Genomic DNA, 13,813 nt, shown 5'->3' on the forward strand with positions numbered 1-13,813 from the left:
GAATAAAAACATCAATCATCCGGCACCAAACATCAGACAATAATAAATGATAGAAGCAAACGTATATTTCGACAACAATGTAAAGTCTCTTGGATATGAAACGCCAGATGGTAAATCGTCTATCGGTGTAATGGAGCCAGGCGAGTATGAGTTTGGAACAGGTGCACCAGAAATCATGAATGTAATTCAGGGAGCTTTAACCGTTCTATTGCCAGGTGAAACAGAATGGAAAACATTTAAAGGTGGCGAGCACTTTAACGTTATTGGCGATTCAGCATTTCAGGTAAAAGTGGAGACGCAGACTTCTTATTTGTGTGAATATAAGTAAGAACTTACTTTCAATTTATTATTGTCACTAAAACAAAAAATAAGAGTGAGTATCTTCATCACAAAGTCTAATTTCAAAAAAATGGTTTATTCAATTGAACCTGAAGACATAAGCGGTGATGTGTATAAAAGAAAAGTCTACTTTCTAAACAAGAAAGAAGAAAAATGGTTACTCACAGCCAGGAAATTACTTTCGGACAGTAAAGAAGGCTCTTTATTCGCCTACAAAAAAATTGACAAGAAAAAAGATTCCTTCACTTTAATATTTGAAGGTGGAGTCCCAGCGTACCATTCAAATCCAAACTGTGAAAGTTTAAATAACGATTATATAAACTTTCAAATCCCAAACCAAATATTAGGTAAAGGTACCGCGGTGGTGCAAGAATTTAGAAGTTGGTTTAAAGAAAATCTATATTTATTGGATGACAAAGAGGATCTTTTCCGTTTTAAACTTTCCAACAAATTTAAAGTTCAGGTTCCATCCAAACTTCATGTACCCAATGGTGGTTTCATGCAAATTGTAAATCGAAATTTAAATGAGTTAGAGGCTGAAATAGAAAAACTTCTAGACCTTCAACGCAATTATTATTTAAATGCTTCTGGTGATACAAAAGAAATAATTAAAAGATTTCAAACCTGGACATATTACCCAAATTTACCTTTTGATTCTTATGATAATTATAGTTTTCCCCCAAATGAAATAAAAGATTTCCTGAGTAAATTTGACGCCAAATTCAAAAGCCCCTTAAAAGACTTGCTAATAGACTACTATAGAGTTCTATACAACCCAAAGCTTGAATTTAAGGGTCAGTTATTAAATAATTTAGGATTTAAAATGTGTACACGTTGCGAGAGCTCTTCAGAAAAAGAAACCAGAAAAAATCTTAAAGTATCAGAATTGTTTGCCACGCGTCAGTCAAAAAATGCAAAACTGAAATTTAAAGCTAAAAGCTCGAAAAAAAGTATTAATGTTACAGAATTGTTCAAAGGCAAAAATAAAACATAAAACACCTTTTCAATAATGATAACGACACTGCAAAATATGAATTCGGTCGTCATAAACGCGATAAACCAATCTATGTTCATCGCTTATTCTTCTAGACCAGTAGCCCCTTAAATTAGCCTTTAATGCTCCTGGCTTTCCTTTTCCTTCAAATGGTGTTCTTAAACATTCTTTGATAAGTTCATTAATGCGTTTGACCATTTTCTTATCAATGCCCTGCCAGTAAGTATAATCCTGCCAAGCATTAGAATCCCAAGAAAGCGTCATCTTATTCCTCAATTAATTCGTGGGAATCTTGTAAACCGGCTTTATCTCTTTCCACAGCTTCTAAAAGACGCTCTCTATTCTTATCGGAACTAAGTAGGTGTAAGGTTTCCTGCATAGCATTATATTCCTTTAAAGAAATAACCACCACGTTCTCATTTCTAGGTCTACTCACAATAACGGTTTCATTGTCTTGACTTACTTGGTCAAGATTTGCCTTCAAATGGCTTCGGAAGTCTGAATAGTTAACTACTTGCATTACATTTTAAGTACAAAAATACGTACTTTATTTATAAACAGAAATACAAAACTATTTGTTCCAAGGATAGTAATAATTAGCATTACACTAATCTCATGTAAGGAATAAATCAGAGCATAATCACTCTCAAAAACAGAAAACTAACAACTTTTAAGTGTCATTAAGACACACTAAAAGATACATAACCCCCTGATTCACACCGAACTTGCTCATTGTCAAAGAACTACAAAAACAAGCTCGATTTTCAGCACCATACGGAGCCAATTAATCCTACTTGACATAAAAATTCAAGTCATATACACTTTTACAAATTTGGTATTCAGAAAAGATATTTGTGTACTATTTAACAATAATACAATCTTGCATTTTTTAAGAAATGTTAATAAAGGACTACTTTTAGTTAAAATTATTCAATTCAATCACTCTTAATTAACTTACCTAAACTATGCTAAAATTATACTCGACCCGCAAATTGTGGTTTAGAGGAATTAAAGTAACTACGGCTTTTTCAGCCCTCCTACTCACTTCCACAACCACTTCTATTGCAGCGAACTACAACGATAACCCTGCATTTGAGGTTACATCAGAAACTGCGGTAGACAAAAGAATAACTGGAACAGTAAAAGACGAAACCGACACAGGAATACCTGGCGTTAGTATTGTTTTGAAAGGTACTACACGCGGTACCATCACAAATGTGGATGGGAGCTACCAAATTGAAGTTCCAGAATCTGGTGCTACTTTGATTTTCTCACTTATTGGATACGGCTCCAAAGAAATTACTGTTGGAAACCAAACTCTTATTGACGTGTCTCTGGCTCCTGATGACAAAGTCTTAGACGAAGTAGTGGTTATTGGTTATGGTACACTTAAAAAATCTGATTTAACAGGTTCTGTAAGTAGTGTTAAAGAAGAGCAACTTTTAGAAAGACCTGCACCTTCTCTAGCTCAAGGGCTTTCTGGAAGAATGGCCGGTGTTCAGGTTAGCTCTAACTCAGGAAGACCAGGTGGAAGAACCCAAATTAGAATTAGAGGATTTAGCTCAATCAACTCTTCTAACAATCCTCTTTATGTGGTGGACGGGGTCATGCTACCTCAAGGAAACCAGTCGCAATTCACTTCAGCCATTGACTATATCAACCCAAATGACATCGTATCTGTAGAAGTATTGAAAGATGCATCTTCTACAGCTATCTACGGTGCCAGAGGTGCAAACGGTGTAATATTGGTAACTACTAAAAAAGGAAAAGCTGGAGACAGCCATGTTACCTATAATGCAGACTTTAGCTTAAACGCTATTGGTCCAAACAGACCACAAGTTTTAAATGCTGAACAGTATTTGGCTACAGAAGATTTGGCATGGGCAAACATGGAAAAGTATGACCCAGATGGCTGGGCTGCAGGAAAATGGGAATACCTTAACCCTGCTCTACGTCGTACCGACCCAAGAATATTTGACGCCAACGGAAACCCTAAATATGATACCAATTGGTTAGAAGCTAATGCACAAACTAAAATATCTCAAAATCATCAATTAGGTTTTAGCGGTGGAAATCAGAAAACACAGCATTCACTTTCTTTAGGTTATAGAGATGACCAAGGTCTTTTGATAAACTCTTATCTTAAAAGATATTCAGCAAGATTTACCATTGATGATAACATCACTAGTTGGTTAAAAGTAGGAGGAACATTGAACTACAATAACCAAACAGAGAACGTTGTTGATATTAATGATGCCGTAGCTCGTCAAATAGTAGAAGATTTCCCTTTCCTTCCTGTAAGGTATGAAGATGGCACTTTTGCTAACAATAGAGACTACCCTTTTGCTGAAGGAACTATGAGTTCAGTACACAGGTCTACTAACAGAAGGTATGTAATGAACACGCAAACTTCTATTGGAAGTATTTACTCCAATATCAAGTTTATGGAAGGTTTAGAAATGAGAACTGTTTTAGGTGCAAACATTAAAACACAAGAAATTAACGAATCTCAAACAAGAACCTTAAACATTGGTGCTCAGGGTAACGCTTCTACCTACAATGGTAAAGAAAGCTTCTGGTCGCTTGAAAACTACTTGACGTATACTAAAGATTTCAAAGATATTCACTCTTTCACAGGTCTTTTAGGAATCTCTTGGCAAGAAACCAACTTCTTTGACATGCGTGCTAGTGTTTCTGGTTTTGCAACGGATTACTTTACTTACAATAACTTAGGAGCAGGTGCTACAAATCCATCAGTGGCTTCTGGTGCTAGTAGAAATGCCTTTAACTCTTACTTTGGAAGGTTAAATTATGGTTTAATGAACAAGTATTTAGTTACGTTCACTGGTCGTGCCGATGGTTCTTCAAAATTCGGAGACAATCATAAATTCTCATTCTTCCCGTCTGGTGCACTAGCATGGCGTGTGTCTGAAGAAGACTTCTTAAAGGGCAACAGCGTTGTCTCTAATTTGAAAGTAAGAACAAGTTATGGTTTGACAGGTAACTCAGAAATTCCTGCATACTCTTCTCTTTCTTTACTTAGCTCTAACTACTCTACTGTTTATAATGATAGCCGAGTTTCAGGAACTGGTATTTCTAGATTGGCTAACCCAGATTTACGTTGGGAAAAAACAGCTCAAACTGATTTCGGTGTAGAACTTGGCCTTTTCAATAACAGAATCAATATTGAAGCCGATTACTACTACAGAAAAACAACGGACATGCTTTTGGATGCTCCAGTACCGCAAACAAGTGGATATGCTACTATTCGTAGAAACGTAGGTTCTATGGAAAACAAAGGATTTGAGTTTTCTGTGAATACAAATAACATTGTCAATGGCCCTCTAGAGTGGACTACAGCATTCAATATTTCTTTAAATAAAAATAAGGTATTATCGCTAGCTACTCCGTCTGACATCTTTAACGTGGGTGGTCCTAACTTTACAAACCCTACTAACATCATTAGAGTGGGTGAACCAGTAGGTTCTTTCTGGGGATTAACAAGACTAGGTGTTTGGAGCGAAGCGGAACGTGATGAGGCAGCTCAGTTTACTAGTTATAGAAATGGTCTTACCATGTTACCAGGTGACGTTAAATACTTAGATGTGAATGGTGATAAAGCCATTACAGATGCCGACCGTTCTATTATAGGAAACGGTAGTCCAAAAGGTTGGGGTGCTATCACAAACAACTTGAGATATAAAGGTTTTGACCTTTTATTTGAAATGCAATTCATGTATGGTAATGATGTGATGATGATGAACCTTCACCCAAGTGAAGACCGTCAAGCACTTGCAAACAGTTATACATCTGTATTAGACGCATGGACTCCTACTAATCAGAATACCATGATAGCGGAAGTTAGAGATACACGTGCGGGATATGTTACAAACGTAGATTCTCACTGGATTAAAAATGGCTCTTTCTTAAGAGGAAAAAATGCTATGATAGGCTATTCTTTCCCGAGTGCCACGGCAGAAAAGTTAAAATTAGAAAGACTAAGAATTTACACTTCTGTTCAAAACTTCTTCCTTTTAGTAGAAGACCCTATAGTGGGTGACCCAGAAACGGCTCCTACTAATCAAGGAAACGGAAACAGTGCATTCTCTCAAGGGATGATATGGCACAATTACCCAAAACCTACCACTTTCATGTTAGGTCTTCAGGTAACATTATAATATTTCTAAAGTATCAAAAAGAACGACAAAATGAGATTTTTAATAAATAACCAATTTGGTAAAATGATACTTAGCATTATCATTTTATGCAGCACAGTGAGCTGTTCAGATTTTCTGGACGAGGTAGCTCCATCAAACTTAAGTCCCGAAAGTTTTTATCAAATCCCTGACCACGCTGAAGCAGCATTAGCTTCGGTTTATTCTGACATGCGTTTTATGGGAAATGGTGCAGGTATATTCTCTTCTAACTGGCAGCTCTTAGAAGCTCTTACAGGAACATCTACTACGGAGACCGCTCAAAATTCAGATTTGAACAACCTTTATGGTTTAGTACATGACGGTAATACGGCTCACGTAGTAAATTACTGGAATGGCTTATACAAAGTTATAGCTCAGGCAAATCAAGTATTGGCTAAAGTTCCAGATATTACACCAATGGACGCTGCTCAAAAGACAAGAATATTAGGAGAAGCAAGCTTTTTAAGAGCTACGGCCTATTTCACAGCAGTAAGGTTATGGGGTGATATTCCTTTAGTGACCGACCCGCAAACTGCAGCTTCTGAAGATTTCTTACCCTCTAGAACTCCTCAAGAAGAGATATATAGTCTGATAGAGTCTGATTTAAAAACAGCAGAAGCTGCTGGCTTACCATGGATGGATGCTACAGGAAGAGTATCGCTAGCAGCCGTAAAAGCTCAGCTAGCACGTGTATACCTAACTATGGCAGGTTATCCTTTGCAGAAAGGTGCATCACATTACCAACTAGCTGCTACTAAAGCAAAAGAGGTAATTGATTACGCCAACAGTAACCCTGCTTCTATTGGCCTTTTTAGTACATACGAAGAAGTACACCAAGAGAACTTAAAGAACACTGTAGAACACCTGTTTATGCTTCAGTATAATAATGTGGTAGCTAGTAACCCTATGGGAAATATGTATCCGAACTTTAAGCCTGTTACATATAATGGACCATCAGGAACAGGTAGTACAGTACCTACTTCGGCATTTTACAACTCTTATGAAGACGGTGATTTAAGAGCTAAAAATCAAGAAGGATATTTCTATAGCACGTACTACACAAATGGTAGTGGTGAAGAATTTGACTTGGGAGCTTCTTACATTTTCAAACACTTCAACAGAGCAGCCAATGGAACAAAAGATACTCCAGGCTCTAGAAATAATAACCTTAACGTACCTCAGATAAGGTATGCAGAGGTTTTATTATTATTTGCTGAAGCTCAAAATGAATTAGGTGGACCTACGCAAGAAGCTTATGATGCTTTTAAAAAAATTAGAGATAGAGCTACTTTAAGTACACCAAGCATGGGAGAGTTTAACCAAAGCAGCTTCAGAGAGGCTGTTTGGAAAGAGAGATGGCATGAGCTATGCTATGAGCAAATCACTTGGTTTGACATGGTAAGACTTAGAAAAGCTTACAATGAAAACTCTAACAGTTTTGATGACTTTGTAGGGCATGTCAACTTGAGTTCAAATCAAGCTCTTCAAGAAAAGCACCTTCTTCTTCCTCTCGGAAAGCAAGAAATGCTTAACAACCCAAATTTAACTCCTCAAAACCCAGGCTATCCACAGTAGAATAGTGTAACTCTTTTCGCTAAAGCTCCCCGTTATTTAAGTATGACGGGGAGTTTTTTTGTGGTAAAAGGGCTACTTTGACAAAAGTTCTCTAAATAAATAATAGAACACGTGAACTATTAAAATAAAAAAAAGCTTTCGTAAGTGATTACTCACATACTATGAAAAGAATCTTGAAAATGATACTCATCGGAATTGCCACCATACTGGTTTTACTCATAGCTGGCACAGCTATATTCATGAATTTTCACCCAGTATTTGGCGGAAAGCCTACAACAACTCAAAAAGAAACATATAAAAACTCTGACAACTATGCCGACGGGCTTTTCAAAAACGTCATAGAAACAAATATGGAAATGGGTACCTGGGAAGCCATCAAAATGATTCCAGAATACCTAAGCAAAGAAGGAAGAGAACCTAAAGTAGACCTCCCGGTTCAAAAAATTGATTCTTTAGATATCCAAAACAGAATAGGCAACCCTACCCAAATTACATGGTTTGGTCACTCCTCCTTTCTTTTAGAAATGGATAGCCTTAAATTATTGCTAGACCCCATGCTAGGTGAAACTCCATCTCCAGTAGCCATGCTCGGCTCTAAAAGATATAGCAAAGAGTTACCTATTGAAATTCAAAACTTACCAGAAATAGACTTAGTGGTATTTTCGCACGACCACTATGACCACCTAGATTATGAAACTATTTTACTTTTAAAAGACAAAGTAAAACAGTTTTATGTACCATTAGGTTTAGGGAGTCATTTAGAAAAATGGGGCGTAGCAGCCGATAAAATAAAAGAGTTTGACTGGTGGGAGGAAGCAAATTTTCAGGGCATAAAACTAGCCTGTACACCGGCACGACACTTCTCTGGAAGAGGACTTGGCGATAGGTTTACCACCCTTTGGGCATCATGGGTTATAAAGGGAACAGAAGACAATATTTACTTTAGTGGCGACAGTGGGTATGGTCCGCACTTTAAACAGATTGGTGAAAAGTATGGCCCTTTTAACTTTGCCATGATGGAGTGCGGTCAGTATAACGAACGCTGGGACAATATTCACATGATGCCAGAAGAGACCGTACAAGCCAGTATTGACATCAAAGCAGAGCAAATGATGCCTATCCACTGGGGAGCTTTTACACTAGCCCTTCATCCTTGGCAAGAATCGGTAGAAAGAGCTACTGCTGCAGCCGAAAAAATGAAAGTAAAGATGGTTTTACCACAAATTGGGCAAACCATATCTATAAATGAGGAGCCACTTCCGAACGAAAAATGGTGGGAGAAATATCTATAAAGTATAAAGGCGAGTTTCTAAACTCGCCTTTATATTAATTCTAAACCGTTTTTGGTTTCGCTCCGCCAATAATCTCTTTTATCATTTCCTCTGCTTCCGGAAACTTTTCTTTAAGCATGGCTAGTGTATCAGCTAACTTATTTGAGGCTTCGCCTTTTAACTCTTCAAAGTACTCAGGTGCCTTTTCTATTGCACCTTCCGCCTCATCTTTGAGTTGATTTCCTTTTACTTTTAAATCCTCCATAAGCTTTTCTCCCTCTTCGGTTTGAAGGTACTTATGCATTGCCACGCCAGCCGCAGCTCCAAGGATAAATGTTGCTAAATGTTTTGATGTAACCGCCATATTAATTCACTTCTTTGTTTTTAGTAATTTACTCAAAAAACAATTAATAATCACTATTCAAAGAGCTCTTGAACCTCTTTTTTTAACATCAACAAAGGTTTTTTAGTAGGGTCAATGTCTTCATTAACTACTTTATCAAAAATCCTCTTCGATAAGTTTATCGCCCCGTCGTCAGGTTTAAGTTCAGCAGCAGATTGATTTACTAGAGATAGTATGTCATTCATTGCACTTTTAATTTCTTCCCAAACTTCAGGAGAAACGTAAATTTGCTGAGCTAAATTATGATAATATTCTTCTCTTATTTCTTTCAATAAAATTGCTTGAAAGTCACCAACTAGCTCTGCCCTTTCGTATAACCTTAAGAGCATATAATTGGGCGTAATTCGTTCTAAAAAAAGTGTCATTCTTTCATACGCTTGCAACTTCAAAGGTGTTATTGTCTCCTTCGATTTACTGTTCAATTCTAACTTTCTTTGCTCGTACTGCTTGTTCAAAAAAGTCTTTGCCAAAAAGTACATTCCCATCATCAATAAGCCTAAAGGGATTATTGTTTTTAAGAGTTCTACCATTATTTCCATATCAAATCAATTGAGCCTAAATTTCCGATAATATTCCTTTCTCTGAAACTATTACACGCTTTTCTTAATAACTATTTGCTACCCTCGTTTTCTATTCAATCTAATTAATTTGGCTAATAAGTCTATACTGCTTCCCTTGGCACGATTTTTTCGATTGGTACATAGAATTAGCTAGGTTAAGCATTTACATGATTTCCTCATTGGTAAAAAAACATATTTTTTTAATTCTGGCTTTACTCAGTTTTGCTACGGCATTGGTGAGTAGACAGCTATTAGAGGAGAATAGCCCAAAAGCTTCCGAAAAACACTATGGAGAAGCTGTTCAAAAAAAGGTTTTACAAAGTTTAGAACTAGCAGACACCGAGCTAACCGAGATTACCGGTCTATTTCAAAAAAGCAATACCGTCAATTTTGCGGCATTAAACTCAGAAACCACCTTTCCTTATTTCATATTTAAAGCTGGTGAACTAATCTACTGGTCTGACCATCGCTACATACCTGAATACAATTGGATTTCAGGCATTTTTAATGATGGCCTTTTGGCTAAAAGCAATCATATCAGTCTGGTAAAGAAACAGTCTTTTTACTACCGAAAAGAAAAAATAGAACTGGTCTCGTTAATTCCTGTTTATCAAAAATATAGGAATGAAAATGACTACTTAAAGTCTGGTTTTGACAAGAGGATTTTACCTACCAGTCCGCTAACAATAGAAAATACGGCAAATAGCTTTTCATACCTCAACATTCATGACGCTAACGAAAGGTTTCTTTTTTCTGTAGTGCCACCAAGAACTGAAAATCTCAATTCCAGTGAAATCACAATAGAGACACTTGTCTTAATGATTTTGGGCTTTATTTTCTTGGGCATTTATTGCTTTATATTGATACGTCAGCTTATAGCTAGTCAAAACATTGAGCTCGCAGCATTTATATTATTAACCTATTTAGTATTGACTAGATGGTTTATGCTCGCCAATAGCTTGCCTTTCTCTTCATACGAGTGGGACTTATTTAATCCAAAATTCTTTGCTATTAATAGCATCTCACCTTCATTAGGTGACCTTATAGTCAATGTCACTTTTCTAGGACTATTCGTTTTCTTCTTTGTCGCATACTTTTATAGATCGAAAATTCACCAGAACTTAATAAGGTCGTCCAATACGTTTAAAAGTGCCATTTCTGTCATTACCATAGTATTAAGCGTCACGTGTACTTATTATATTTATAACCGTCTATCGTCGATATATGAAAACTCATCATTCCTACTAGACCTATCATTCAGTACATCATTCAGTAACTTAAAAATAGCGGCAATCCTCTTTTTCATTCTATTAGGTTTTGTCTTTTTCCTGACGCAGCATTTTTTGATAAACACTTTTTCGAGGATAAATGTCAACAAAAAAACAGGTTTTATTCATTGGCTTTATGGTTCTTTGCTTGCTTGTTTTATCTTAATTTATCTAGACCAGATTTCTTGGGTTTACCTACTAGGGGCTCTTTATTTCCTTATAGTATATTACTTTAAACTCACTAGATTCCTTCATTCGTTTAAGTATAATACATCCATCTACTTCTTTCTTGGAGCATTTATTTACACCCTCATAACAGTATTAGTTATTAGAAATGAGTCTGTAAAAAAGAACGTTTTTGACAAGCAGAATTATGGTTTAAGATACCTTGCCGAAAATGATGCCTTGGGAGAAGGGCTTCTTACTAAGGTTATTCAGGGAATTAAAGCTGACACCAACGTACAGCATAGTATAAAAAGAGAATTACTTCCAAAACAAGCCGTAGAGGCTCTGGTAAAAGAGAAGCACCTTGATCTTTATTTTGATAAGTATAATACCAGTGTTCTTTCATTTGACCGTAACGGTAAACAACTAGGTATAGAAGAAGACCTGCCAAGCCTGTTTGATTTTGTAAGTAAATACAAGCAAGAGAAGTATAAAACTGATAATCCCAACATCTATTTTGTTAACGAAACAGGCATTCAGTTTATAAAGCAATACATCGTTTTTATTCCCCTAAAAGAAAGCTCGGGGACGGTAGTTTTAGATTTAAAACAAAGAGATGGCTACGCCGAAAGTGTATATCCTGAACTATTGATGGAAAAGAGGTTTGTGCAAAACCCCGATTCTAAGAATTATAGTTATGCAATTTTCAATGAAAATGATGAATTGGTTTTCACCAGTGGAAGGTTTAATTATTTAAAATCAACTGACACAAAAATATTAAGTAACCCAAAACTATTTACCACTGGCTTACAAATAGACGACTACGACCATCTAGGTGTAGAAGGTCAAAACGGTAGAAAAATCATTATTTCCTCCGAGAGGAATATTATTATTTCATTGCTTTCTGACTTCTCTTTCTTATATCTATTCTTGGTTCTAATAATTTCATTCTTGATTTTAATTTACGCGATAAGAATTGGACTGAGAAGACTTAGAATGAACTTCTCAACCAAGATTCAGATATATCTTAACGCGGCCTTTTTACTACCATTCTTACTTATCTTATTTGCTATTATTGGTGTAATCAGAAGCACATTACTGACTATTCAGAGCAATTTTTATTTAGAAAACACTAAGAACATAGGCTCTACAGTAAGACTTCATTTACAAAATCTGGATGAAGGAAAAAGTAGCCCTGAATTTTTCAAACAAGAAATAAATAAGCTGGCTCAAGACACCAAATCTGATATTAACTATTTCGATTTAGATGGTAGACTAGCTTATAGTTCCAGACCTTTAATTTATGAATACAATCTACTTTCTAATAGAGTAAACTCAAGTGCCTATCAAGCAATAATTGAAGAGCATGAAAATGAAATCTTGCTCAAAGAATCTTTAGGAGAACTAAAATATAAGGCCGTTTATTTGTCTATAAAAGACAAGCTAAATAAGCCCTTAGGTGTTATAGGAATACCATTTTTTGATTCTTCAAACACTTTAGAATTACAGTTAAAAGAGGTTTTTACTACTATTTTAAGTATTTGCATTGCCCTGTTCTTAATACTTTTAGTTTTATCTTACTTCGCGTCAAATCACCTGACGAACCCACTAAAAATGGTGGCTCGAAAAATAACTAAGACTAGCTTAAATAAGCAGAATGAGCCTATAATTTGGGAAGCAGACGATGAAATTGGTGTACTTACAAAATCCTACAATAACATGCTTAAAATGTTAGAGGAAAGTAAAGACGCACTTTCGCAAAGTGAGAAACAAACAGCATGGAGAGAAATGGCTAAACAGGTAGCACATGAGATTAAAAATCCATTGACTCCTATGAAGTTATCAATCCAACAACTTCAAAGAACCCTTCCATCCTTAGATGAGAAATCTCAAAAAAGAATAGAAAGGGCACTTGGTTCGTTGACTGAACAAATTGACAATATTTCAGAAATTGCTAACTCCTTTTCGGAATTTGCCAAAATGCCTGTTCCACGAAGTGAAGTATTTGAGCTTGCTAGTCTTGTTCAAAAAACCTCTTATCTGTACGCTCAAAACAATAAAGTGGACGTCTCTTTCACTGCGGAAGAAAAAGAACTTTATGTAAGAAGCGACCATCAACTAATAAACAGAGTAGTAACCAACCTGGTTATAAATGGCATACAATCTGTACCTGAAGACAGAAAACCTAAAATAGAAATCAAAGTATACCGCAACGATAAAGACAAATTTGCCATTATTGAGGTAAAAGATAACGGAAGCGGAATACCTGAAAATGTTAGAAATAAAGTATTTATTCCTAACTTCAGTACTAAAATAGGTGGCTCTGGCTTAGGTTTAGCAATGGCCAAACGTGGCGTAGAACACAGCGGTGGAAATATCTGGTTTGAAACAGAAATGGGGCAAGGCACCACTTTCTATGTTGACCTGCCGTTAGCAAACGAGGCCTAAGCTTCTTCTACCTCCAATTTCACGTGACCCCAGTTTTCACCTGATCTAATCCTATTAAGTTGTGTATGTGTAATACCAAATTGCTTTGCTATCATCTTAAGTCTAGACTTATCTGATTTTAGCATCTTCTTAATCATGCGAACCTTTGACTCATTAAGCTTGTAATTTTTTGATTTGACAGGCCTAGGTCTATTAATAACATTAGGATTACTCCTATTATGTTCTAACATTTCCTCCTTTGTAACCCACTTAAGGTTGGAATTAATGTTATTCAGTTTGTCAAAATCTAGGTGAATGACAAAATTGTGTTCATCAGAAGGTTTCTCTGTGAAAAAAGTAGCAACTAATTTATGAATGTAACGGTTGAAGGATTTACCTTTTGGAAGCCGAATATTCAAAGAACGATATCCTTGTATAACAGAACCCTTCAGGAGTTTTCCTTCTGGATTATTCTGGAAACTTTTCAATCTTCCAAAACTAGATACCTCGTAATGTGGTGGATTTTCTAAATCTGGAACATCAATAATAATTCTTTGCCACTGCTCACCGGTATGGTTAGGCTGGATCATTTTGGGGTTTATTTTTTATTAAAGT

11 protein-coding genes are annotated in these 13,813 nt (G+C 36.1%); 6 read left to right on the forward strand and 5 right to left on the reverse strand.

Going from position 1 to position 13,813, the window contains the following annotated elements:
• Nucleotides 1-46: 46 nt before the first annotated feature.
• Both ppnP and AC0L6O_RS19115 read left to right on the forward strand, forming a co-directional pair.
• The gene (gene ppnP / locus AC0L6O_RS19110; RefSeq protein WP_473304623.1) at nt 47-328 is read left to right on the forward strand and encodes a pyrimidine/purine nucleoside phosphorylase; all 282 of its coding nucleotides are present in this window, start codon (nt 47-49) and stop codon (nt 326-328) included.
• A 417-nt stretch (nt 329-745) separates the two neighbouring features.
• The gene (locus AC0L6O_RS19115; protein WP_473304625.1) at nt 746-1,333 is read left to right on the forward strand and encodes a hypothetical protein; all 588 of its coding nucleotides are present in this window, start codon (nt 746-748) and stop codon (nt 1,331-1,333) included.
• Nucleotides 1,334-1,342: 9 nt separating this feature from the next.
• Here the strand turns inward: AC0L6O_RS19115 and AC0L6O_RS19120 are convergent, their stop codons facing one another.
• Together AC0L6O_RS19120 and AC0L6O_RS19125 are read right to left on the reverse strand one after the other, a co-directional pair.
• Entirely contained in the window at nt 1,343-1,597 is a 255-nt protein-coding gene (locus tag AC0L6O_RS19120; protein WP_473304626.1) for a Txe/YoeB family addiction module toxin, read from the reverse strand.
• A 1-nt stretch (nt 1,598) separates the two neighbouring features.
• Nucleotides 1,599-1,853: a type II toxin-antitoxin system Phd/YefM family antitoxin gene (locus AC0L6O_RS19125; RefSeq protein WP_473304628.1), complete on the reverse strand. Its 255-nt coding sequence runs from the start codon at nt 1,851-1,853 to the stop codon at nt 1,599-1,601.
• 445 nt (nt 1,854-2,298) lie between these two features.
• On the opposite strand from AC0L6O_RS19125, the gene AC0L6O_RS19130 reads away from it, so the two are divergent.
• The 3 genes from AC0L6O_RS19130 (at nt 2,299) to AC0L6O_RS19140 (ending at nt 8,396) form a co-directional block, all read left to right on the forward strand.
• Nucleotides 2,299-5,511: a SusC/RagA family TonB-linked outer membrane protein gene (locus tag AC0L6O_RS19130; protein ID WP_473304630.1), complete on the forward strand. Its 3,213-nt coding sequence runs from the start codon at nt 2,299-2,301 to the stop codon at nt 5,509-5,511.
• A 63-nt stretch (nt 5,512-5,574) separates the two neighbouring features.
• Nucleotides 5,575-7,104 (forward strand): RagB/SusD family nutrient uptake outer membrane protein, encoded by a 1,530-nt coding sequence (locus tag AC0L6O_RS19135; RefSeq protein WP_473308548.1) that lies wholly within the window; start codon nt 5,575-5,577, stop codon nt 7,102-7,104.
• A gap of 161 nt (nt 7,105-7,265) precedes the next feature.
• Nucleotides 7,266-8,396, forward strand: a complete 1,131-nt coding sequence (locus AC0L6O_RS19140) for an MBL fold metallo-hydrolase (protein ID WP_473304631.1) — start codon at nt 7,266-7,268, stop codon at nt 8,394-8,396.
• Nucleotides 8,397-8,436: 40 nt separating this feature from the next.
• Here AC0L6O_RS19140 and AC0L6O_RS19145 read toward each other — a convergent pair whose 3' ends face one another.
• Both AC0L6O_RS19145 and AC0L6O_RS19150 read right to left on the reverse strand, forming a co-directional pair.
• The gene (locus tag AC0L6O_RS19145; protein WP_473304633.1) at nt 8,437-8,739 is read right to left on the reverse strand and encodes a YtxH domain-containing protein; all 303 of its coding nucleotides are present in this window, start codon (nt 8,737-8,739) and stop codon (nt 8,437-8,439) included.
• Nucleotides 8,740-8,792: 53 nt separating this feature from the next.
• Entirely contained in the window at nt 8,793-9,317 is a 525-nt protein-coding gene (locus AC0L6O_RS19150) for a DUF7935 family protein (protein WP_473304634.1), read from the reverse strand.
• A gap of 200 nt (nt 9,318-9,517) precedes the next feature.
• Between AC0L6O_RS19150 and AC0L6O_RS19155 the strand changes: the two genes are divergently transcribed.
• A complete protein-coding gene (locus AC0L6O_RS19155; RefSeq protein ID WP_473304636.1) occupies nt 9,518-13,219 on the forward strand; it encodes an ATP-binding protein in 3,702 nt (1,233 codons plus the stop codon).
• Here the strand turns inward: AC0L6O_RS19155 and AC0L6O_RS19160 are convergent.
• Nucleotides 13,216-13,788, reverse strand: coding sequence for an NUMOD4 domain-containing protein (locus AC0L6O_RS19160; RefSeq protein WP_473304637.1), 573 nt, complete (start codon nt 13,786-13,788; stop codon nt 13,216-13,218). The genes AC0L6O_RS19155 and AC0L6O_RS19160 overlap by 4 nt on opposite strands.
• Between the last annotated feature and the right edge of the window lie 25 nt (nt 13,789-13,813).

Source organism: Arcticibacterium sp. GJ41-1, assembly GCF_055808875.1.

What these genes read in the sequence shown, in the direction of transcription:
- ppnP (WP_473304623.1), top strand. Translation starts at nt 47, where the DNA reads ATGATAGAAGCAAACGTATATTTCGACAACAATGTAAAGTCTCTTGGA.
- AC0L6O_RS19120 (WP_473304626.1), bottom strand. Translation starts at nt 1,597, where the DNA reads ATGACGCTTTCTTGGGATTCTAATGCTTGGCAGGATTATACTTACTGG.
- AC0L6O_RS19125 (WP_473304628.1), bottom strand. Translation starts at nt 1,853, where the DNA reads ATGCAAGTAGTTAACTATTCAGACTTCCGAAGCCATTTGAAGGCAAAT.
- AC0L6O_RS19130 (WP_473304630.1), top strand. Translation starts at nt 2,299, where the DNA reads ATGCTAAAATTATACTCGACCCGCAAATTGTGGTTTAGAGGAATTAAA.
- AC0L6O_RS19135 (WP_473308548.1), top strand. Translation starts at nt 5,575, where the DNA reads ATGATACTTAGCATTATCATTTTATGCAGCACAGTGAGCTGTTCAGAT.
- AC0L6O_RS19140 (WP_473304631.1), top strand. Translation starts at nt 7,266, where the DNA reads ATGAAAAGAATCTTGAAAATGATACTCATCGGAATTGCCACCATACTG.
- AC0L6O_RS19145 (WP_473304633.1), bottom strand. Translation starts at nt 8,739, where the DNA reads ATGGCGGTTACATCAAAACATTTAGCAACATTTATCCTTGGAGCTGCG.
- AC0L6O_RS19150 (WP_473304634.1), bottom strand. Translation starts at nt 9,317, where the DNA reads ATGGAAATAATGGTAGAACTCTTAAAAACAATAATCCCTTTAGGCTTA.
- AC0L6O_RS19160 (WP_473304637.1), bottom strand. Translation starts at nt 13,788, where the DNA reads ATGATCCAGCCTAACCATACCGGTGAGCAGTGGCAAAGAATTATTATT.